Below are 21,495 nucleotides of genomic sequence, written 5' to 3' on the forward strand. Positions count from 1 at the left end.
TGCCCGCGAGCGTACCGATGCCAACCGGCTCAAGCCCTGGGGCAAGGCCATCTACAAACGACGGAAAGAGACGGTCGAGCGCTCGTTTGCCGACGCCAAACAGTTGCATGGTCATCGCTACGCGCGGTTCCGAAGTCTCATCCGGGTCCAATGCCAGTGCCTGATGGCCGCAGCCGCCCAGAACATCAAGAAGATCGCAATGGCCCTCACCAAGGCCAGCCAACCGAGCCCCGCATAAGCAGAGGGAATCTGAACGGCCCGTTCAAAACATCCAGTCAACCTCGAAACTCAACACAAAATAAAACCCCGCCAAAAAATGACGGGGTTTGTCAGCGGTCTGAACCCGCCATTTCTGGCGGGCTTTTCGTTGGACTTATCGTCGACTGCTTACTTGCAGGCTGCGCAGAAGCGCTGGATGCGGCGGCAAGCCTCTTCGAGCAACTCTTCCGAGGTCGCGTAGGAGATACGGAAATTCGGGCCGAGGCCGAAAGCCGAACCGTGCACGACGGCAACGCCTTCCGATTCCAGCAGCTCGGACACGAAATCCTCGTCCGTCTCGATGACCTTGCCGGTAGGAGCCGTCTTGCCGATCAGGCCGGCGCAGGACGGATAGACGTAGAAGGCGCCTTCCGGAACCGGGCACGAGAGACCCTTCGCCTGGTTCAGCATCGATACGACGAGATCGCGGCGGCCTTCGAAGATCTTCTTGTTGCGCGGAATGAAGTCCTGTGGACCGTTCAGCGCTTCAACGGCAGCCCACTGTGCGATCGAGGTCGCACCCGATGTCTGCTGACCCTGGATCATGTCCATGGCCTTGATGAGCTGCAGCGGGCCGGCGGCATAGCCGATACGCCAGCCGGTCATCGCATAGGCTTTCGAAACGCCGTTCATCGTCAGCGTGCGGTCATAGAGGCTCGGCTCGACTTCGACCGGCGTGGCGAATTTGAAATCGCCATAGGTCAGGTGCTCGTACATGTCGTCGGTCAGTATCCAGACATGCGGATGCTTGACCAGCACGTCCGTCAGCGCCTTCAGCTCGGCATGCGAATAGGCAGCGCCCGACGGGTTGGACGGCGAGTTGAACATGAACCACTTGGTCTTCGGCGTGATCGCCTTATCAAGGTCGGCCGGCTGAAGCTTGAAATTGTTAGCCTGCGTCGTCGCGACGAAAACCGGCGTGCCGCCGCAAAGCGCCACCATCTCCGGATAGGAGACCCAGTAAGGCGTCGGGATAATGACTTCGTCGCCGGGGTTCAGCGTCGCCATGAAGGCGTTGAACAGGATCTGTTTGCCGCCCGTGCCGACGATGGTCTGCTCGGGAGCGTATTCCAGATTGTTCTCGCGCTTGAACTTGGCGGCGACCGCCTTGCGCAGTTCGGGAATGCCCGAGACCGGCGTGTACTTCGTCTCGCCGCGATTGATCGCGTCGATGGCAGCCGTCTTGATATTATCGGGCGTATCGAAATCCGGTTCACCGGCGCCGAGGCCGATCACGTCGCGTCCTTTTGCTTTCAGCTCGCGCGCTTTCTGGGAAACGGCGATGGTGGCAGAAGGCTTTACACGGGAAAGAGCGTCGGCAAGAAAGGCCATGATGATCGGTCCTATTCGGTTGAAGTGGGCAGAAAGCCTGCGGACCAGTTTTCTGCGCTAAGCTCTATGTCGAATATGGGCCGACGTTTCAAGCGCAAAGGCGTCACAGTGGCTTTATTTCCTGGCTTTCGGGGGTCGGGTCTTCGATGTCAATTTCGAGCGCCAACGCGGTGACCGCGGCGGTTCGTGACTGGTATCCATGCCTTCATCCACCGAGCAGCGCCCTGCATGGTCCCCTCGCGAACTTGAATCAATTTACGAAGCGCCTGATTCAACATCTCAGGAGAATCAGGATTTCCCTTTGTAAAATAACAGCTTGTCACAAATGCCGCCCCTCGCGAACCTATGCCAATGCGCCTTTGGTCAACGGGGCTATGCCTGCACGCACTCAATAGCTCTAGGGATAGACGGATGGCCGCACCGAATTCGCAAACACAAAGACGTTATCGACGCGGCACCCGACCTTGAACGGCAAGTCGTTCGACCCACCTTGCAAAAGCAACGGTACTTTGGGGCGGAGCAGGAAACATGCACGCGGGAATAACGGGAATTTCGGTTGCCTTCGCGGCATCCATCTTGCTGTCGGCCGGCATCGCTTTTGCCGAAACTCCGCAAACCTTCAAGACGCAAAAGGTGACGGTCAAGGTCGAGACGGTTGCCGCCGGGCTCGAACACCCTTGGGCGGTCGCCGTGTTACCGGATGGTGCCTATCTCGTCACCGAACGGCCCGGCCGCCTGCGCCTTGTCCGCGACGGCAAGATATCGCCCGCCCTCGCGGGATTGCCCAAAGTCTATGCCCGCGGACAGGGTGGCCTCTTGGACATCGAACTCGATCCGAAATTCAGCAGCAATCGAACCCTTTATTTCACCGCCTCGGTGGCAGGGGACGGCGGCAGCGGCACAGCTGTCTTTCGCGCAAGACTGTCATCGGATGAAAAACAGCTGACCGATGTGAAGCGTATCTTCCTGATGAACAAGCTGTCGAGCGGCAATATCCAATATGGCTCACGCATTGCCATCGCCGGGGACGGCAGCCTCTTCGTCAGCCTCGGCGATCGCGGCGAACAGGACCGCGCCCAGGATTTTCAGGACGACGCCGGCTCCATCATCCATATTGGGGCCGACGGCAGCATCCCTGACGATAATCCGTTCAAGGACGGCAAACGCGCCCTGCCGGAAATCTGGTCGAAGGGCCATCGCAATCCGCAGGGCATCACCTTCGACCGCGAGACGAACAAGCTCTACACGTCCGAGCACGGCGCCAAGGGTGGCGATGAGATCAACACGCCCGAAGCCGGCAAGAACTACGGCTGGCCGGTCATCTCCTACGGCACCAATTATGACGGTACGAAGATCGGCATCGGCACAGCGAAGAAGGGCATGGAGCAGCCGCTTTTCTATTGGGATCCCTCGATCGCCCCTGGCGGAATTGCCGTCTATCGCGGCAAAATGTTTCCGGAATGGAACGGCGCCTTCTTGGTCACTGCGCTGAAATTCCAGCTGCTGTCGCGCCTCGACCGCGATGGCAGCGGCAAGATCACCGAACGGGAACGCATGTTCGAGGACAAATTCGGCCGTATGCGCGACATCGTCGTCGCGCCCGACGGCGCGCTTCTGATCACGACGGACGAGGATAACGGCGTCCTGCTGCGGGTTTCCAGAGCGGCGGATTAAGCGTCGCGGGCTGGTCATCTGCGACGCCTTTCACCCTTGCCGCACGCAAAAGCAACTGCTAACGGTCACCTCAACTTTCCTCCCCTTCCCGCAGGATGCAGATGTCTCGCATACAGGCGAATTTGTTGTTGTTGCTTGCTGCCGCGATCTGGGGCGGCGGCTTCGTTGCGCAATCGACGGCGATGAAGGCGATCGGCCCCCTGTGGTTCATCGGCCTGCGCTTCGCGGTGGCCACCATGGTCGTCCTGCCCTTCGTGTGGATGGAAAGCAGAAAAGCAGCCAAACCGCTGACATCGCGCAACTGGCTCCTCCTCGCACTGATCGGCATCACCCTCTTCGGAGGTGCTGCAACCCAGCAGCTCGGGCTCTTGACGACGACGGTGACGAATTCCAGCTTCATCACCGGCCTCTACGTGGTCTTCGTGCCAGTGATTGCCGTTGTCTTCCTGCGCCGCGCACCGCATTGGATAATCTGGCCGGCGGCGCTCATGGCGCTCTGCGGCATCTACCTGCTGTCGGGTGGCTCCTTCTCGCGCCTGACGGACGGCGATTTCCTGACCGTGATCTGCGCACTGTTCTGGGCGGCCCAAATCACCCTCGCCGGCTCCGCCGTCAACGAAACCGGCCGACCGCTCGCCATATCCGCCATGCAATTCGCGGTTACGGCCGTGCTCGCCCTTGCGGTCGCAGCCGCCATCGAGCCGATTAGCATTGCTGCCATCCACGCAGCGCTGGGCGAAATCCTCTATGTCGGCATCTTTTCGTCGGGTCTGGCCTTCGCTCTGCAGGTGATCGGTCAGCGCTATACGACTGCGCCACAGGCAGCGATCTTCCTTTCTTCGGAAGCCTTGTTCGGCGCATCCCTGGGTGCATTGTTCCTGGGCGAGACCATGGGACCGGTCGGCTATGCCGGCTGTGCCCTGATGTTCGCAGCGATGCTCGCCGTTGAACTGGTGCCCGAATTGGTTCGCAGACGCAATGCGACAGCCTGAAATGCGCGCTATAGCTGTCTCTCTGCGACAGTTTTTGAAATTTTTTTGAACAATCGGAAACCGACGTTCGCGCCGGCCAATTTGGGAAAATTTCGCCAAAACTATATCGCGAACGATGCAAAAACCTTAGAAACTTGTCCGAAAGTGAGAAAACTTGCGAATCGCGTTAGCACAGTGGCATTACCGAACTGTGTTCCCAGCGATACGTTAAAAAACTTTTGCTTGCCAATTCCCAATAAACACAGCACTCTCAACGATGTTCGGGCATTTTTAGAGCATGGGAAGTCCTAATAGAATTGCGCGCCGGAGACGCTGATATTCCGGTCAGCCTGGTCAAAATGCGGGGTGGCAAACATCGCATCGAGACCATGCCGAGGTATAGGGGACCTTTTCCTTACAATTTCGAGAACTGCCTGCAAGCGCCCGCAGGGGCAACACAGTAATGCTGCCCGTGTGGATGGTGGGCAGAGAGAAAAGGACCTGAGGCATGGCCGAGACTGGCACTGTAAAGTTTTTCAATACCGATAAGGGCTTCGGTTTTATCAAACCGGACAAGGGTGGCGCAGACATCTTTGTACACATTTCTGCAGTTCAGGCTTCCGGCCTGGCAGGATTGTCGGAAAACCAGAAGGTAAGCTTCGACACGGAACCGGATCGCCGCGGCAAGGGACCGAAGGCCGTCAATCTGCAGATTGCCGGCTGAGACCTTGCGGTTATCATTCGAGTTGAGGCCCGGCAGCAATGCCGGGTTTTGTCATTCAGTCTCCATTCAGTTTGTCGCGTATAGTTTGCCTGTTATAAAAAAGCGGGAATGACGATTGTCCCGCTTCGTTAGAGGATAGGCCAATGACCATACTCGGCAAAACTCTCGTCATGTCCGCTGTAGCCGCGGCATTGACGGTAACTTCCATGAGCGCCGCGTCCGCTGATGAATATTGGCGCCATCGCGACCACGATGGTTGGGCGCTCGGCGCTGCCGGGCTCGCAACAGGCCTGATCGTCGGCTCTGCGATCGCCAGCCAGCCGCGCTATGTCGAGCCAGCGCCCGTCTACGCCGATCCCGGCTACGATGCACCTCCCCCGGCCTACTATTATCGCCCAGCGCCGCGCCGCGTCTATGTCGAGCGGGATGTCAGCTATTATGCGCCGCCGACGGCTTCCGGCCTGCGTCCGTGGTCTTCGGCATGGATGCGCTATTGCTACGATCGCTACAGAAGCTTCGACGGTCGCAGCGGCACCTATGTCGGCTATGACGGCATGCGCCATTTCTGCGCGGCCGACTGAGCCCGAACCTGCAAGCCGCCGAATTATCGGAAAAGCGCCGCGCCCTCATGCGGCGCTTTTTCTGTTCATAGCCCGCGCAGGAAAGGATTGGTGCGACGCTCGTCGCCGATCCGGCTGCCCGGCCCATGACCGCAGATGAAGCCGACCTCATCGCCCAGCGGGAAGACCTTGTCGCGAATCGAATCCAGCAACTGTTGGTGATTGCCGCCCGGCAAATCCGTTCTCCCGATCGAGCCGCTGAAAAGCACGTCGCCAAGATGGGCAAAGCCCTGCTTCCGGTTGAAATAGATGACATGGCCGGGCGCATGGCCGGGGCAATGGAAAACCTCGAACTCGTGCTCACCGAAGGAAACCTTATCGCCCTCCTTCAGAAAGCGATCGGGCACCACGTTGCGCACGCCGTCGATGTTGAACATCTTGCCCTTGGCCTCGAGATCCTCAAGCAGGAAACGATCGTCCTCATGCGGGCCGATCACCTCGATGCCAAGCGCCTCGCGAACCTCGTCGGCGCCGCCGGCGTGATCGATATGTCCGTGCGTCAGCCAGATGGCCTTCAGGGTGATGCCATTCTCGCGCACCGTCTGCAGGATAACGTCGACATCGCCACCGGGATCGACAACGACGCCTTCCTTCGTGTCCGGGTCGAACAGGATGGTGCAATTCTGTTCGAAAGGGGTCACCGGAATGATGCCGGCCTGGAGCATGCCCATGAAGTGCCTCGTCTGTTTGAATGTCGAGTTGCCGGTATAGCGGCAAACTCCGCGCAAAACAGCCCCCGGCAGTCTGCAAGTGCCCGGCACACGAGATCCCCCACATCGTTGAATCCGAAAATAGGCAAATAATTCCGACCCTTATTGGATCCGGTTGCCAGCCAGCAGCAAGGTCAAACCGTGTCGATCGGAACAGAGACGCGCGCGATACGTTGAGGCTATGTCTTTAAAGGCAGAAGGAGTGAACCAATGTCCTTGAAGAGAAATCTACTCCTGGCCGGCCTCGCCCTCGTCGGCAGCGCTGGCCTGGCGCAGGCCGAGATGTCCGCTACGACCGCGAGCGACATTGAAGTGCGCTCCGGGCCAGGCGCCGAGTTCCCGACGGTTGGCGTCGCGACGCGCGGCTCCCAAGCGACGCTGGATGGCTGCGTCGAGGGCAGTCGCTGGTGCCGGGTCGACGTCAATGGCATGCGCGGCTGGGTTTACGCGCAATATCTCAGCGTCGAACAAAATGGTGCGCAGGTCGTCGTCCAGGATAATCTCGACGATCTCGGCATCCCCACGATCACCTACGAGCAAACGGATACCATTCGAACCGGAAGCATCCAGGCCGCACAGCCCGGCCCTAACGACCAACTGCTCGGTCCCGTTGGGAACGGCGGCGATATCGTCGCAATCACTCCACCTGACGAAATCCGAGACTATATCGACGACAATCCGGTCGATACGGTCCAGCTGAATGGCAATGTCGTCGTCGGCGCCACAGTTCCGCAAAGCATCGAAGTGCACCGCATTCCAGACTATCAATACAGCTATGTCGAAGTGAACCACCAACCGGTGCTGGTCGATCCCGGCACGCGCCGTATCGTCTACGTCTATCAATGATTCGCTTAGGAAGCTGAGCAAAATGGCGAAATTCGCATGCGGCCGGAAGGCCGCATGCCTCCAAAGCGGATTTCCCCCGGAATTATCAGGGAATTCTCCCGTTTGAGTTGCTCTTCTATTTCCACCGAACAGTGCATGATGTAATCCTAATACCAGTGAGGATTATCGCCGCTCCCAGGCATCGATCCGGGACGCGACGAGAGGGCATCCGGAAGCGTCTCCGGAATTATGGGAGAAGGGCAATCATGGGAAGTCTAGGGCCTATCATCACGCAATTGATAGCGGGCGCTATCGGCGGCAATGCCGCAAGCGCCGTTCTGAAGCAGGACGGCGTCAATCTTATCGCTAGAACGATCGCCGGCGCCATTGGCGGGCTCGGCGGCGGTTTCATCCTCAACCTGATCGGCAGCGAAGCCCTCACCGGCCTGATAGCGCAAGGCATATCCTCGCTGATCGCCGGCGGTGTGCTTTCGGCGATCGTTGGCGCAGTTCTCGGCCGCAAGTCCTAAAAATCGGATCGCAGAGGTCGGATGGCATGTTCGGCCTCTGCGGATCCCATCAAATCCGTTTCCGAGCTGCGACTTGCTTCGCGTCTCTGCGCGCGCCCCTGTGATGACGCAGAAGCTTGATATGGCTGGCGCACTTGCTGTCCCAAATCTGATCGCTCTGTCGATGCGGTTCCCCTGTGGAAGACGCTCTCTTTCCGTCGCGCCTCCCACAAGGGCATATGTGTTCGAAACGACATTGCGTTCGGCGACTAACCGCTCTCGCCACGAGACTTTATCCAAGAGGCGGCAAGGATCGCCCAAAATATGTTGGAGTTTTGCCGGAACGGCACTTAATTTCCCGATACAATAATCTCTTTGAACCGCGCGGCATTGTGCGGAGGCAGCCGATGGCGTAAAATTACGTCAATAGCGCTGACATATTTTTGCGTAAATTTCGCAAATGTCCCAAAAATAAAAAGGAAATGCTATAGTGCCACGACAGATGAGCCAAAACGCGGCAAAGGCGGAGTTGTTGGCAACGCCGATGCAGAATGCGGGGAGCATCGATTTCGAGATCATCGAGCTGCTTTTCTTCGCCTACCGCGATTTCGTATCGGATCCGGATCAGATCCTTGTCAAGAGCGGTTTTGGACGGGCTCATCACCGCGTCGTGCATTTCGTTAACCGCGAACCCGGCATGACGGTTGCGGACCTTCTGGAAACATTGCAGATCACCAAACAGAGTTTGGCGCGGGTTCTCAAACAATTGATAGATTCGGGTTATATTCGTCAGGTCGCGGGTCCCGAGGACCGGCGACAGCGCAAGCTCTATCCGACGCAGGCCGGCCGCGATCTGGCGCTGGCACTGGCGGAGCCGCAATCGCGCCGTATTGAACGGGCATTCGAGGGCGCATCGGAGGCGACACGCGCAAGCGTAAAGCGTTTTCTGAGGGGGATGCAAACGGAGAAGTGACGGCAGTTCCCACCGCAGACCGCGCGGAATGCCTCATGTCGATCAACGGGTAGGACAGGATCGAGACGGATCGAATGACGACGACGAAAACAGTTATTTCGGACGATGCGGCACATCTTCTGGTCGTGGACGACGATACGCGCATCCGCGCCCTTCTCAATCGCTACCTTATGGAAAAGGGTTTTCGCGTAACAGCGGCGGCAGATGGCGCCGAAGCGCGCCGCAAGCTTGAAGGTCTCGATTTCGATCTCATCATCATGGACGTGATGATGCCTGGAGAATCCGGCATCTCGCTGACCTCGAGCCTGCGGGCCATAAAGAACATCCCAATCATCATGCTGACGGCGCTGGCTGAGGCCGATTCCCGCATCGCGGGCCTCGAAGCCGGCGCCGACGATTACCTGCCGAAGCCCTTCGATCCACGCGAACTGGTGCTGCGGGTCAACAACATCCTGCGTCGCAATATGCCGGCCGATTCCCCCAAGATCGAGCTTGTGATGTTCGGGCCCTATACGTTTTCCCTGACCCGCAAGGAATTGAAGAAAGCCGCCGAGCTCATTCGGCTGACGGATCGGGAGCAGGAAATCATGCTGCTCTTCGCCAAGCGCGCCGGCGAGACCATCCCGCGCCACGAACTCATCGGCAACGAAGCCGAAGTCGGCGAGCGAACCATCGACGTCCAAATCAACCGGTTGCGCCGCAAGATTGAAGACGACCCGGCCAACCCTATCTGGCTGCAGACGGTGCGTGGCATCGGCTACCGCCTGAGCATAGACTAAGTTCGGCTTCCAGGATCAGCGGCGATGGTGACATTCGATTCAATCAGACGCGAGCAGGATCACACGCCGTCCAACGGGCTTCGGTGGTTTTCGCGCTGGATGCGCCGATATGTGCTGCCGACGGGCCTCTATGCCCGCTCGCTGCTCATCTTCATCCTGCCGATGATCATCCTGCAGGCCGTCGTCACCATCGTCTTCATGGAGCGGCACTGGCAGATGGTGACCCAGCGGCTGTCGATGGCGACGACGCGCGACATCGCTGCCATCATCACCATCATCCAAACCTATCCGCAAGACGCCGACTATTCCGCCATTACCCAAATGGCGCGGCAGAAGCTCGACCTCAGCGTATCGATCGAGCCGGGCGGAGAGTTGCCGCAGCCACGCGACAAGCCTTTCTTCTCAATCCTCGACAGCATTCTGAGCGACGAGATAAAAGATCAGATCAACCTCCCCTTCTGGATCGACACGGTCGGAAACTCCAGCTTGGTCGAGATCCGCGTCAAGCTGCCTGACAAGGTGCTGCGGGTCTTTGCCAAGCGCAGCCAGACCTATGCCTCCAACACGCATATCTTCATCCTCTGGATGGTCGGCACCTCGCTGGTGCTGATCGGCATCGCCGTGCTGTTCCTGCGCGGCCAGATCCGGCCGATCCTGGCCTTGGCGCAGGCAGCCGAGAGTTTCGGCAAAGGGCAGCGGCTCGAAAGCTATTCCCCTCGCGGTGCCGACGAGGTTCGCCGCGCGGGCCTTGCCTTCATCCTCATGCGCGAGCGCATCGAACGGCAGCTCGAACAGCGCACGGCGATGCTGTCAGGCGTCAGCCACGATCTGCGCACGGTGCTTACCCGCTTCAAGCTCCAACTCGCCCTCGTCGGCGACAATCCCGATCTCGTTGGCCTCAACGAAGACGTCGAGGATATGCAGAGCATGCTCGAGGGCTACATGGCCTTCGCGCGCGGCGAAGCGGAAGAGGATGTCGGCCGGTTCAAGCTCAGCGATATCCTTGAGAAGATCCGGCAGGATTTTACCTTGCACAGCCAATCCATGGACTATGCCATCGAGGGTGACGACGAGATCTCCGTTCGCCCGAATGCGTTTACCCGCCTGGTTACCAATCTCGCCACCAATAGCCGCCGCTACGCCAAGAGCCTGCGCATAGAGGCCAAGCACAGCGCCAAATGGCTGACGATCGTCTTCGACGACGATGGCCCGGGCATCCCCCCTGAAGCGCGCGAGGATGTCTTCAAGCCATTCTTCCGGCTGGATTCCGCTCGCAATCTCGACAAATCCGGCACCGGACTCGGTCTCGCCATTGCCCGCGATATCGCCCGTAGCCACGGCGGCAACGTCACCCTCAGCGACAGCCCGCTGGGTGGCCTGCGCGCCACCATCCGCATACCTGCCTGAGGAGACGCCCTATGCCCCTCGATATCGATGGCATGCATTGGCTGAACGCGCCCCCGGTCTGGGAAATGAACCAGGGGCGACTGCTCGTGCGCTCCGACGACAAGACCGACTTCTGGCAGGAAACCTATTACGGATTCCATCGTGACAACGGTCACTTTCTTGGGCAATCCCGCCGCGGCGATTTTACCGCGGAAGTGACCTTCATCGGACATTACCGCGAGCTCTACGATCAGGCCGGCCTGATGGTCCGGCACGACGCCAGGCACTGGATGAAATGCGGGATCGAATATACCGACGGCGCCAAGCATTTCAGCGTCGTCGTCACCAACGGCAATTCCGACTGGTCGGCCTTCCGCCTGGACCATGAATTCGACGCCATGTCCGCGCGCGTAACACGCAATGGTGATGCCCTCTTCGTTCAGTACCGCACCGACCGAATGAACGAATGGCGCATGGCAAGGCTCGCCTGGTTCGATCCGGCGCTGGAGGAGGTATCGGTCGGCCCGGCTTTCTGCTCGCCGCAACGAGAAGGCTTCGAAGCGGAGTTTCTCCACTTTAGCCTGACCGACCCGCTTTCAAGGGATATTCACTAAGTCTATTCCCTTTCGATTGCGAAAGGGACGCAGCTCACATCATCCTCTTGCCGTTAGGCACCAGCTGCGTCACCGCGGCAAGGACGATCGCCCCTGCCTCATCCTCGAAACCCAAGGTCAGCACCTCGGAACGCACCGGCCCGATCTGGCGCGGCGGAAAATTGACCACGGCGAGCACCTGCCGGCCGACAAGCGTCTCCGGCGTGTAGTGGACGGCAATCTGCGCGGACGAGCGCTTGACGCCGATCTCCGGTCCGAAATCGATCCGCAGCTTGTACGCGGGCTTACGCGCTTCCGGAAAGTTCTCGGCCTCGATGATCGTCCCGACGCGAATATCCACCCGCTCGAAATCCCCGTAGGTGATTTCTTCCGTCATGCCTCTGCCTTTCTTGTAGAAAACTATAACGGTTCAGCGTTTCATAGAAGCGCTGAACCGTTATAGCCTTTTGTTTTACGCAATTCCGGACGGAAAACCGCTGCGCACTTTTCCTGCAATTGCTCTAGCCGGCCAGTTCCTGAGCCCGCTTGCGCGCCGCTTCGAGCGCCGCATCGAACAGAGGCTGCATACCGTCTTCTGCCATCAAAACACCCAGCGCAGCAGCAGTCGTGCCGCCGGGCGAGGTTACGTTCTGACGCAGGCGCGAGGCGCCATCGGGGGACTGATGGAGCAATTCACCAGCCCCCGCGACAGTCTCCCGTGCAAGCCGCATAGCGAGGTCCGCCTGCAGGCCGAGCTTGCGCCCCGCCTCCGCCATGCATTCGACGAGATAGAAAACATAGGCAGGCCCGCTGCCTGAAACTGCCGTCACCGAATCGATATCAGCTTCTCCCGGCACCCATTCGACCGGGCCGGACACCTTCAGGAGGTTCTGAACCAGCTGCCGTTGGCGCTCGTCGACCCTGGCATTGGCAAAGGCGCCAGTGACGCCGCGCCCGACCATGGCAGGCGTATTGGGCATCGCCCGCACCATCGCAGCACCGCCAAGGTGCTTCTCAAGCGAGGCGATCGTCTTGCCGGCGGCGATGGACACCACCACCGTGTTTTCGTCCATAACGGCTTTGAACGACGGCAGAACCGCATCCATGACCTGAGGTTTAACGGCAACGAAGAGGACACCCGCCGTCACACCCGAGGGGACGCCGGTGGCATGGCTCGCGCCGGCATCCGCAATCATCTGCCGCATTGGTTCGGACGGATTGGGATCGACGACAATCACCGAGGATCCCGGCACCCCGTTCTTCAACCATCCCGTCAGCAGCGCGCCACCCATATTGCCGGCGCCGATCAGGATGATCGGCCCGGAGGATGCAAGTGTACTGGCGGAATGTTCGCTCGTCATATCACGCTTCGCCTACCGTTTCGAAAAGCACCGCTTCCATCGCGCGGTTGGCATCGAGGCCAGACCACACCACGAACTGGAAAGCCTGATAATATGCTTCGCAGGTGTCAAGCGCATTGGAAAGCAGCACTTCCACCTGTCGGTTGGTAGGCTCCGCGCCGCCCGAGAGCAGCAGCGATTGACGGAAGATCACGATGTCCTCCTGGCGCCACAGATCGAAGTGCCCCATCAGCACCTGGCCGTTGATGCAGGACAGCAGCTTGATCACCTCGTTGACGCGCGGCTCGGGCACCTTCACGTCGAAAGCGCAGGCGATATGCAGCGCCTCGAATTCTTCCATCCACGAGAAAGAGACATGATAATCGGTCCACTTCCCTTCGACGGTCATGGCGAGTTCGTCCTCGCCGGACCGCTCAAACGACCAGTCATTGTTCGCAGCCACGAACTCGATCATGTCAACCGGATTCGATTGTCGTTCGACTTCCACTTCCATCAGGCTCATGCAGCACCTTCTTGACCGGAACGAATGCAGTTTTCACGTGGTCCAACACTGAGAGAACGCAAACAGTTTTACTCCGGAGACATCCTCGGGATGATGTTGAACGGCTGCCAGACTATCGTGTCCACCCTGCCCGGAGCTTACCAAGTCCGTTTCGAATCATCATTTAAAATCAGTGTATAGCGGCATGCCCGGCCTGCCAGCCCCTGAGCTTCGTTTTTGGAAACGGCGCTGTGGACAGCTCTTCCGACGTCTATTCAGAAGGGAGTCATAACCGACTCTGACGATTGGCTTTTTTGCCTATGTCCACAGGTGGATAAACTGATAAAATTTTCAACAAAAAAATGCGCGGCAAACGCGTGCCACGCCGATCTGCAACAAAGGATTGTTCGCCTGTCAGCCCTTCGAAGCCAGCTTTGCTTCGAGCGCTTCGATTCTCGCGAGCAACGCCTCGTTTTCGTCGCGCGCCTTGATCGCCATCTCGCGGACGGCCTCAAATTCCTCGCGCTTGACGATATCCATGCTGTTTAGCCAGCGCTCGGCATGCGCGTTGAAAGCGGTCTCGATCTCGCGACGCACGCCCTGCGCAGCACCGGCGGCATCGGTCATCAGCTTGGCGAATTCATCCAAGATACGGTTCGGTCCAGTGCTCATAGCAATCTCCTTGCGGCCGTCAGCCCTGAACGGCCAGGCATCGATGTGGGCCAGATAGTGCTGAGGTAAGATTTCCAAGGGGTCGATGCAAGCAAATAGAGATAGGACGGGACAACGCAGCCCCGATAACGCAGCGAACAACAAACGACTTGACCGTTTCGGCAGCGAACGCCATGTTCCGCGCACATTTGCATATAGCATGCTCTCATTCCGAAAAGGCAGAATGCTTTCTGGAATCATGCGACAACGGGCCTGACGATCTTGCTGACATCCGCCAATCTCGCCGCCATCCTGCCGTTTCCGGATATCGATCCGATTGCCGTTTCTCTGGGACCGCTCTCGATTCACTGGTACGGGCTTGCCTATGTGGCGGGCATCCTGCTCGGCTGGTTCTATGCCCGCCGACTGGTCGACAACGGCAAGCTCTGGCTGAACGATACCGCCCCGATGACGCGCCAGCATCTGGATGACTTCATCCTCTGGGTCGCTCTCGGCATCGTTCTCGGCGGCCGCATCGGCTATATCCTGTTTTACGATCTCGATCAGGTACTGGCCAACCCAATCCGCGCCATCCAGGTCTGGAACGGCGGCATGTCTTTCCATGGCGGGTTGATCGGCACGACCGTCGCCATGTTCCTGTTCGCAAGGCGCAACCAGATTCCTGCCTGGAGCATGTTCGATATCGTCGCAGCCGTCGCGCCGATCGGGCTTTTCTTTGGCCGCATCGCCAACTTCATCAATGGCGAACTCTGGGGCCGCGTAACCGACGTTCCCTGGGCGATGGTATTTTGCAGCCCGCATGTGATCGCCGCCCATAACGGCGCCTGCCCCGCTGGCCCCGATCCGCGCCACCCGAGCCAGCTCTATGAGGCCGGCATCGAAGGCATCATCCTCTTCCTTGTTCTCTTCATTCTCACGCGCTGGGCCTTGGCGCTGAAGAAACCCGGCACGGTCAGCGGCATTTTTGTGATTGGCTATGCCTTCTCGCGTATTTTTGTCGAATTCTTCCGTCAGCCTGATGAGCAGCTCGGCTATCTTCTCGGCACGAACTGGCTGACGATGGGCATGGTCTTGTCGCTGCCGATGGTGGCTATCGGTCTTTGGGCGGTCATTCGTGCCCGCCAGGCAGCTGCCGGGCAGACGGCGTAAGTTGGGTTCAATATCGCATGATCTTTGCAAAAACCGCCCCCGGTTTTCCGGATCATGCATTAGCGAAAGCAAAGAATGACGACGGCGCTCGGTGAAAAGATCAAAGCCATCATCCGCACGAATGGGCCGCTGAGCATTACGGATTATTTTTCGCTATGCCTCGCCGATCCGATGCATGGTTATTACAAGACGCGCGAACCCTTCGGCCAATCCGGCGACTTCGTCACCGCGCCTGAAGTCAGCCAGCTGTTCGGCGAGATGATCGGCGTCTTCGTGGTACACGCATGGCAGCGCCATGGGGCGCCGGCGGATGTGCGCCTGGTTGAGATCGGCCCCGGCCGTGGCACGATGATGTCAGACATGCTGCGCGTCATCGGCAAGCTGGCACCACAGCTCTATGACGCCATGACGGTACACCTGGTCGAAACCAGCGAGCGCCTGCAAGGCTTTCAGCAGCAAACTCTCGAGGCACACGGCGCGAAGGTCTCGTGGCACACGGATTTCGGCGAGGTGCCAGAGGGCTTTACCCTGCTTGCCGCCAACGAACTTTTCGACGCCATCCCCATTCGCCAATTCGTACGCACCACCAACGGCTTTCGCGAGCGCGCGGTCGGTCTTGATATCAACGACGAGCTGACGTTCACCACCGGCGTCGCCACGCTCGACCCCGCATTTCTTCCGGAGGGCGGCCTTCCGCCGATCGGCGCCATTTTCGAAGTCGCACCCGCCCGCCAAGCCGTCATGACGACGATCTGCGACAGGCTGAGCGCCCATGGCGGCACCGCGCTCGCCATCGACTATGGCCACATGGCGACGGGTTTCGGCGATACGCTGCAAGCCGTGCGCATGCATGAATACGACCCGCCGCTGGAGCATCCCGGCGAAGCGGATCTGACCAGCCATGTCGATTTCCAGCATCTGGCGCAAACCGCGCTCGCATCCGGCATGCATATCAACGGCTGCTGTCACCAGGGAGATTTCCTCATCGGGCTCGGCCTGCTGGAGCGGGCGGCGGCGCTTGGCCGCGACCAGGATGCGGCAACTCAGGAGAACATTCGTGCCGCTGCAGAGAGGCTGGCCGGTGCCGGTGAAGGCAAGATGGGAGAGCTCTTCAAGGCGCTCGCAGTTTCCAGCCCGGCGATCGATCTCCTGCCCTTTCGTCCCGTCAGCTGAACCCTGACCATCGATCCTGCGGATTGACAGCCCGCATCAGGCTGGGTCAACATCTCGGCCAAATCGAACTCCTTCGCCGCGACTGCGTTATTCATCGCACGACAGGCTAAACCAGGTACCAAGGACGCTCCAGTTGCCGACACCAATTGCAAGCACGCTGCTGAGCGCCACCAAGGCTGCCGGCATTCGCCATGGCTATTTCACCCGTGCCGGCGGCGTTTCGGAAGGCATTTATCGTGGATTGAACGTGGGACTCGGCTCGAAAGATGAGCGTGAGCATGTGCAGGAGAACCGCCGCCGCGTCGCCGATTGGTTCGGCCTCCCGCTGCAGCGACTTGCCACAGTGCATCAGGTCCACTCCCCGGATGTCGTGACGATCGTCGCGGATTATGACGGCAATCGCCCCGAGGCCGACGCGATGGTAACGGCCACGCCGGGCATCGCGCTCGGCGTACTTGCCGCCGACTGCGGCCCCATCCTCTTCGCCGATCCGGAAAATCGGGTGATCGGCGCCGCTCATGCCGGTTGGAAGGGTGCGCTGACGGGCGTGCTTGAAAACACCATCGACGCGATGGAGGCGCTTGGCGCAAAGCGTGAGGCAATCATTGCCTGCCTCGGCCCTTCGATCAGCCAGGCGAGTTATGAAGTCGGCCCTGAATTCGTCGACCGTTTTCTCGCCCACGATCCGAGCTATGCCAAATATTTCGCTCCGTCAGAGCGGACCGGCCACGCCATGTTCAATCTGCCGGCACTGACGGTCGACCGCCTGCGCAAGGCGGGGGTGACAGCCGATAGCCTGAACCTATGCACCTATCCGGACTCCGACCGCTTCTTCTCCTATCGCCGCACGACACATGCGAAGGAGCCGGACTACGGCCGGCAGATCTCGGCCATCGCGATCGAGGAGACGAGTTGATATGGCCCTGCATTTCGACCGCAGTGAATTCGACGCACGCCTGGCCCGGCTGCTTGCCAGGATGCAGGAAGAAAAGCTCGATGCCATGCTGCTCTTCGCGCAGGAGAGCATGTACTGGCTGACCGGCTACGATACGTTCGGCTATTGCTTCTTCCAAACGCTGCTGGTCAAGGCAGATGGGTCGATGACGCTTCTGACGCGCTCTGCCGACCTTCGCCAGGCCCAGCTCACCTCGGTCATCAAAGATATTCGCATCTGGGTCGATCGCCTCAATGCCGACCCCACCCTCGATCTGAGGGAACTGCTTGCAGATCTCGATCTTCTCGGTGCCCGGATCGGCATCGAATACGATACCCATGGCATGACGGGCCACATCGCCCGCCAGCTCGATCATCAGCTCGCCAGCTTCGGCCAGATTGTCGATGCCTCCTATATCATCAGCCGCCTACGCTTGACGAAGAGCACGGCGGAGATTGCCCGCGTCGAGCGCGCCGCCACGCTCGCAGACGATGCGCTCGATGCAGCATTGTCCATTATCAAGCCAGGCGCGGACGAAGCCGATATCCTGGAGGCCATGCAGGGGGCCGTCTTTTCCGGCGGCGGCGATTATCCCGCCAACGAATTCATCATCGGCTCCGGCCCGGAGGCCCTGCTCTGCCGCTACAAATCCGGCCGCCGCAAGCTCGATGCCGATGATCAGCTCACCCTCGAATGGGCTGGTGTCGACGCGCATTATCATGCCGCGATGATGCGTACGGTCGTCATTGGCAATCCGAGCCATCGCCATCGCGAGCTCTATAGCGCCTGCCTGGAGACTCTTCAGGCGATCGAAACGATCCTGGAACCCGGCCATACGTTTGGCGATGTTTTCGATATGCACGCCAAGATTATGGACGAGCGCGGTCTTGCCCGCCATCGGCTGAACGCATGCGGCTATTCGCTCGGCGCACGCTTTTCCCCCTCATGGATGGAGCACGAGATGTTCCACATGGGCAACCCGCAGGAGATCGGGGAAAATATGTCGCTCTTCGTACACATGATCATCATGGACTCCGACAGCGGCACCGCCATGACCCTCGGGCAGACCTATTTGACGACGTCGCAAGGCCCGAAGGCCCTCTCCCGCCACCCGCTCGAATTTCTTAACCGTTAGCAGCGTAAGATAACGATCCTGAACGGGAAGACCGTCAAGAGGAAGGATCGTCGCGCAAATGGGACTGGTCAGGACAATATTGACTGTCGCCGGCTTTTGCCTCGCGCTCTCTGCCTGCAACACCACGGACGCATTGACGCCGCCCGAAGCCATTGGCGATGCCGGCTCCACGCCTGTCACACAGCGCGAAGTCGAGCGCATAGCCGCAGCGCCACAGGCCCGCCGGAGCCTTCAAGACACGCAGCAGAGTTACAGCTATCAACAGCAATCCTCCCAGCAAGGCTATCAGCCGCAAAGCTACGGCGGAGGCGGCTCGCTCGACGAACAGGCGTCGGCACTGAGATCGAACGGCACCAACCCCTATGCCTCCCGCCCTCTCAATGACGCCCGCACCGCGTCGATCGCGCCAACCAACAATCAGTTTTCACAAGCCGACGAGCAGCGCGAGGCAGACCGCCGCCTCTCGGACGATCCGCCCCCACAGCAGCAACAGGCTGCCGACGATCCGCAGCCGGACCAGCAACAGGCATCGCTGCCGCCCACAGCAGCAACCGGCGGCAGCAGCATCCGCTTTCTGCCGATCATCGGCGCACCGGTGCAAGCCGTCACGCCGCTCTCGCGCCAACTCGGTGCGGACGCCCGTTCGCTCGGCCTGACGATCAAGAGCTCCAGCGACGCGAGCGCAAGCTACATCTTGAAGGGCTACCTCTCCGCCTTCGAAGACGGGCCGCAAATCTCCGTGACTTACGTCTGGGACGTCCTGGATGGTGCCGGTAACCGCGTGCACCGAATCCAGGGGGCGGAAAGCGCGCCGCTGAAGCGCGGAGACCCCTGGACGGCCGTTCCGCCTGCTGTCATGCAGAAAATCGGCACCAAAACCATGTCAGAATTCAATTCCTGGCGCAATTCCAGCGGTGGATAGCCACAAGCTTTTCATAAATATGAAAGGTATCGCACCCCTCCCCCCTTGCATTCGAGAGCAAGGCGGTTAAAAGCGCGGCTATCAGGTTGGTAACAGGCGGGCCAAGATGAAGGTTTTCGCAGGCAATTCGAACCGGCACCTCGCCGAAGCGATCTGCAACTATCTCAATCTTCCTTTGGGTAAGGCAAGTGTCCGGCGCTTCGCGGACCAGGAAATCTTTGTTGAGATCCAGGAAAACGTCCGCGGCGAGGATGTGTTTGTCGTTCAGCCGACATCGTTTCCGGCCAACGACCACCTCATGGAATTGTTGATCATGGTCGACGCGATGCGGCGCTCTTCGGCGCGGCGCATCACGGCAGTTCTTCCCTATTTCGGCTACGCCCGCCAAGACCGTAAGGCCGGCCCGCGCACGCCGATCTCGGCGAAGCTCGTCGCAAACCTCATCACCGAGGCCGGTGCAGACCGCGTGCTGACGCTTGATCTGCACGCTGGCCAGATCCAGGGCTTCTTCGATATCCCGACGGATAATCTTTATGCTCTGCCGATCCTGACGCGCGACATCGTGGCGAATTACGATATCGGCAATGTCATGGTGGTTTCGCCCGACGTTGGCGGCGTGGTGCGTGCCCGCGCGCTTGCCAAACGCCTCGACTGTCTACTGGCGATCGTGGACAAGCGCCGTGATCGCCCGGGCGAATCCGAAGTGATGAACATCATCGGGGAAGTCGCCGGCAAGGATTGCATCCTGATCGACGACATAGTCGATTCCGGCGGCACGCTCTGCAATGCCGCCGAGGCGCTCCTGAAGAATGGCGCGACCAGCGTAACGGCCTATATCACTCACGGCGTTCTGTCCGGCGGCGCCGTGACCCGCATCGCCAATTCGAAGCTGAAGGAACTGGTGATTACCGATTCCATCCAGCCGACGACTGCGGTGCAGTCGGCTCCGAATATCCGTGTCATCACGACGGCAAGCCTTATCGGCGAAGCCATTAACCGCACCAGCCAGGAAGAATCGGTTTCCAGCCTGTTCGACTAAGGTCGGACAGCGTTTCAGGAGGCTTTGGCTTCGGCGGGATGCATCTGCTTCCATGCCAGCAGACCGATTCCGATCAAGCCGGAGATGAAGACGGCTGCGCCCGCGCCCATGATCGACGGCCCGATGCCGAACCATGCAAACAGGCTAGGCGACATGAGATAGGCCAGAAACAGGCCGGAAAAAATCGCGCACATCATCAGACGATAGACCTGCCCGAGGCGATGCGGTTCGCTGCGCGTCTGCATCAGATGCAGCATGGCGAGATTTTCGAAAGGACCGTTGATTGCCGCGAAGCAGGCAACGATCATCAGCCACATCCGGTCATGCATCAACGGCAGCAGAAAAACACCCGACCCGAAGATCAGTTTCGCAGCGATGATCCAGACGACGGGCCGCCGTGGCTTGATGCTGCTGAGAATGAGGTTTGTCGCGACATTGCCGACGCCGTAGGCCATCATCATCAGGCTGTAGTCCGTCAGCGGATCGGCGCTGGTTTCGCGCAAATGCAGGATCATGCCGAGCAGGATGCCCATCGCCCAGGCGATGTTTCCCATCAGATTGGTGAACAAGCCATAGAGAATTGCCGCATGGCCCCGGGCCACCCGCCACCCACCGAGGACACCGTCCACAACGGCGGCCATTCCGGAAAATTCGCGTCGGCGCGGCGCGGCTGGCAGCTTTGCCACCGCCAACCAGACGGCAAGCGCCGAGAGCAGGAACGTTGCAGCCGTCACGGTGAAGAATTGCGACTTCGGCAAGAAGCCGTTCACGAGCGCAATCAGGCTTGGCCCGAGAATGCGCGCCATGCGCCGCGTGGCATCGAACAGGCCGTTGGTCGCATGCCGGACATCGGGATCGACGGCGATGGTCGGCAAGGTCGCCTGCAGCGACGGGTCGAATGCCGACGTCAGCAATGCAATGCTTCCGGCAAGTACCATCAGCAGCGGCAGGCTCATCAGATGCAGAAGGCCGGCAAGCGACAGCATCAGCAGGAGAGCCGCCCTTACGAGATCGGTCGCGATCATCGTCGTGCTGTGCCGCCAGCGATCCGTGAGGATGCCGCCGAAAAGACTGCCGAACAGGAGCGCGCCGGACTGCAGCGCGGACACATATCCCGCATTGCTGCCGATGAAATCCGCCGCGATCCAGACGACCGCGACCATGTAGAATTCCGAGCCGGTGGCCGCCAGCACCTGACCGGCCCACAGAAGAGAGATCGAGCGCTGGCTCAACGGCCTCAGAACAAACATGGTCGCATTCTGATTTCGGATTGGC

Annotated in this window: 24 protein-coding genes; 17 read left to right on the forward strand and 7 right to left on the reverse strand. The window is 59.6% G+C overall.

The features are described from left to right. A partial coding sequence (locus GA0061102_RS29590; protein WP_208858657.1) for a transposase occupies positions 1–238 on the forward strand: 238 nt, incomplete at its 5' end. Between the two features lie 149 nt (positions 239–387). On the opposite strand, the gene GA0061102_RS29595 is transcribed toward GA0061102_RS29590, so the two are convergent. Continuing rightward, a complete protein-coding gene (locus GA0061102_RS29595) occupies positions 388–1,590 on the reverse strand; it encodes a pyridoxal phosphate-dependent aminotransferase (protein WP_092855835.1) in 1,203 nt (400 codons plus the stop codon). Between the two features lie 528 nt (positions 1,591–2,118). On the opposite strand from GA0061102_RS29595, the gene GA0061102_RS29600 reads away from it, so the two are divergent. The 4 genes from GA0061102_RS29600 (at position 2,119) to GA0061102_RS29615 (ending at position 5,540) form a co-directional block, all read left to right on the forward strand. Further along, positions 2,119–3,264: a PQQ-dependent sugar dehydrogenase gene (locus GA0061102_RS29600; protein ID WP_092855836.1), complete on the forward strand. Its 1,146-nt coding sequence runs from the start codon at positions 2,119–2,121 to the stop codon at positions 3,262–3,264. A 101-nt stretch (positions 3,265–3,365) separates the two neighbouring features. Then, a complete protein-coding gene (locus GA0061102_RS29605) occupies positions 3,366–4,256 on the forward strand; it encodes a DMT family transporter (RefSeq protein WP_092855838.1) in 891 nt (296 codons plus the stop codon). A 487-nt stretch (positions 4,257–4,743) separates the two neighbouring features. Beyond that, entirely contained in the window at positions 4,744–4,959 is a 216-nt protein-coding gene (locus tag GA0061102_RS29610; protein WP_004116423.1) for a cold-shock protein, read from the forward strand. 143 nt (positions 4,960–5,102) lie between these two features. After that, complete coding sequence (locus GA0061102_RS29615; protein WP_092855839.1) at positions 5,103–5,540, forward strand: BA14K family protein; 438 nt, start codon at positions 5,103–5,105, stop codon at positions 5,538–5,540. 65 nt (positions 5,541–5,605) lie between these two features. Here the strand turns inward: GA0061102_RS29615 and GA0061102_RS29620 are convergent, their stop codons facing one another. After that, on the reverse strand, positions 5,606–6,250 hold the full coding sequence (locus tag GA0061102_RS29620) for an MBL fold metallo-hydrolase (RefSeq protein ID WP_092855840.1): 645 nt from the start codon (positions 6,248–6,250) through the stop codon (positions 5,606–5,608). A 249-nt stretch (positions 6,251–6,499) separates the two neighbouring features. Here GA0061102_RS29620 and GA0061102_RS29625 point away from each other — a divergent pair, with 249 nt between their 5' ends. The 6 genes from GA0061102_RS29625 (at position 6,500) to GA0061102_RS29650 (ending at position 11,375) form a co-directional block, all read left to right on the forward strand. Further along, positions 6,500–7,135, forward strand: coding sequence for a DUF1236 domain-containing protein (locus GA0061102_RS29625; protein ID WP_092855841.1), 636 nt, complete (start codon positions 6,500–6,502; stop codon positions 7,133–7,135). Positions 7,136–7,380: 245 nt separating this feature from the next. After that, positions 7,381–7,644, forward strand: a complete 264-nt coding sequence (locus tag GA0061102_RS29630) for a hypothetical protein (RefSeq protein ID WP_004116438.1) — start codon at positions 7,381–7,383, stop codon at positions 7,642–7,644. Positions 7,645–8,125: 481 nt separating this feature from the next. Then, positions 8,126–8,596 carry a MarR family winged helix-turn-helix transcriptional regulator gene (locus GA0061102_RS29635; RefSeq protein ID WP_208858720.1) on the forward strand — a complete coding sequence of 157 codons (471 nt, stop codon included), beginning with the start codon at positions 8,126–8,128 and terminating at the stop codon, positions 8,594–8,596. Positions 8,597–8,670: 74 nt separating this feature from the next. After that, positions 8,671–9,375 (forward strand): response regulator, encoded by a 705-nt coding sequence (locus tag GA0061102_RS29640; RefSeq protein ID WP_092855843.1) that lies wholly within the window; start codon positions 8,671–8,673, stop codon positions 9,373–9,375. 24 nt (positions 9,376–9,399) lie between these two features. Continuing rightward, positions 9,400–10,782 carry an ATP-binding protein gene (locus tag GA0061102_RS29645; protein WP_092855844.1) on the forward strand — a complete coding sequence of 461 codons (1,383 nt, stop codon included), beginning with the start codon at positions 9,400–9,402 and terminating at the stop codon, positions 10,780–10,782. A gap of 11 nt (positions 10,783–10,793) precedes the next feature. After that, positions 10,794–11,375: a DUF1349 domain-containing protein gene (locus GA0061102_RS29650; RefSeq protein WP_092855845.1), complete on the forward strand. Its 582-nt coding sequence runs from the start codon at positions 10,794–10,796 to the stop codon at positions 11,373–11,375. Between the two features lie 34 nt (positions 11,376–11,409). On the opposite strand, the gene GA0061102_RS29655 is transcribed toward GA0061102_RS29650, so the two are convergent. From GA0061102_RS29655 to GA0061102_RS29670, 4 genes are all read right to left on the reverse strand, one after another. Continuing rightward, entirely contained in the window at positions 11,410–11,751 is a 342-nt protein-coding gene (locus GA0061102_RS29655; RefSeq protein WP_092855846.1) for a tRNA-binding protein, read from the reverse strand. A 124-nt stretch (positions 11,752–11,875) separates the two neighbouring features. Continuing rightward, the gene (gene proC / locus GA0061102_RS29660; RefSeq protein ID WP_092855847.1) at positions 11,876–12,715 is read right to left on the reverse strand and encodes a pyrroline-5-carboxylate reductase; all 840 of its coding nucleotides are present in this window, start codon (positions 12,713–12,715) and stop codon (positions 11,876–11,878) included. Between the two features lies 1 nt (position 12,716). Beyond that, positions 12,717–13,217, reverse strand: coding sequence for a type III secretion system chaperone family protein (locus GA0061102_RS29665; RefSeq protein ID WP_004116454.1), 501 nt, complete (start codon positions 13,215–13,217; stop codon positions 12,717–12,719). Between the two features lie 393 nt (positions 13,218–13,610). Beyond that, on the reverse strand, positions 13,611–13,868 hold the full coding sequence (locus tag GA0061102_RS29670; protein ID WP_092855848.1) for an accessory factor UbiK family protein: 258 nt from the start codon (positions 13,866–13,868) through the stop codon (positions 13,611–13,613). A gap of 261 nt (positions 13,869–14,129) precedes the next feature. On the opposite strand from GA0061102_RS29670, the gene lgt reads away from it, so the two are divergent. The 6 genes from lgt (at position 14,130) to GA0061102_RS29700 (ending at position 20,220) form a co-directional block, all read left to right on the forward strand. Beyond that, entirely contained in the window at positions 14,130–15,017 is an 888-nt protein-coding gene (gene lgt / locus GA0061102_RS29675; RefSeq protein ID WP_092855855.1) for a prolipoprotein diacylglyceryl transferase, read from the forward strand. 75 nt (positions 15,018–15,092) lie between these two features. Next, positions 15,093–16,190: a class I SAM-dependent methyltransferase gene (locus GA0061102_RS29680; RefSeq protein WP_092855857.1), complete on the forward strand. Its 1,098-nt coding sequence runs from the start codon at positions 15,093–15,095 to the stop codon at positions 16,188–16,190. 82 nt (positions 16,191–16,272) lie between these two features. Beyond that, on the forward strand, positions 16,273–17,106 hold the full coding sequence (gene pgeF, locus GA0061102_RS29685) for a peptidoglycan editing factor PgeF (protein ID WP_425348578.1): 834 nt from the start codon (positions 16,273–16,275) through the stop codon (positions 17,104–17,106). A gap of 1 nt (position 17,107) precedes the next feature. After that, on the forward strand, positions 17,108–18,259 hold the full coding sequence (locus GA0061102_RS29690; RefSeq protein WP_092855859.1) for a M24 family metallopeptidase: 1,152 nt from the start codon (positions 17,108–17,110) through the stop codon (positions 18,257–18,259). 58 nt (positions 18,260–18,317) lie between these two features. Further along, positions 18,318–19,181 carry a hypothetical protein gene (locus tag GA0061102_RS29695; protein WP_092855860.1) on the forward strand — a complete coding sequence of 288 codons (864 nt, stop codon included), beginning with the start codon at positions 18,318–18,320 and terminating at the stop codon, positions 19,179–19,181. Between the two features lie 106 nt (positions 19,182–19,287). Further along, positions 19,288–20,220: a ribose-phosphate pyrophosphokinase gene (locus tag GA0061102_RS29700; RefSeq protein WP_092855861.1), complete on the forward strand. Its 933-nt coding sequence runs from the start codon at positions 19,288–19,290 to the stop codon at positions 20,218–20,220. A gap of 14 nt (positions 20,221–20,234) precedes the next feature. Here GA0061102_RS29700 and GA0061102_RS29705 read toward each other — a convergent pair whose 3' ends face one another. Next, entirely contained in the window at positions 20,235–21,470 is a 1,236-nt protein-coding gene (locus tag GA0061102_RS29705; RefSeq protein WP_092855862.1) for an MFS transporter, read from the reverse strand. Positions 21,471–21,495: the final 25 nt, after the last annotated feature.

The organism is Martinezella miluonensis (assembly GCF_900094545.1).
Classification (GTDB): Bacteria; Pseudomonadota; Alphaproteobacteria; order Rhizobiales; family Rhizobiaceae; genus Rhizobium; species Rhizobium miluonense.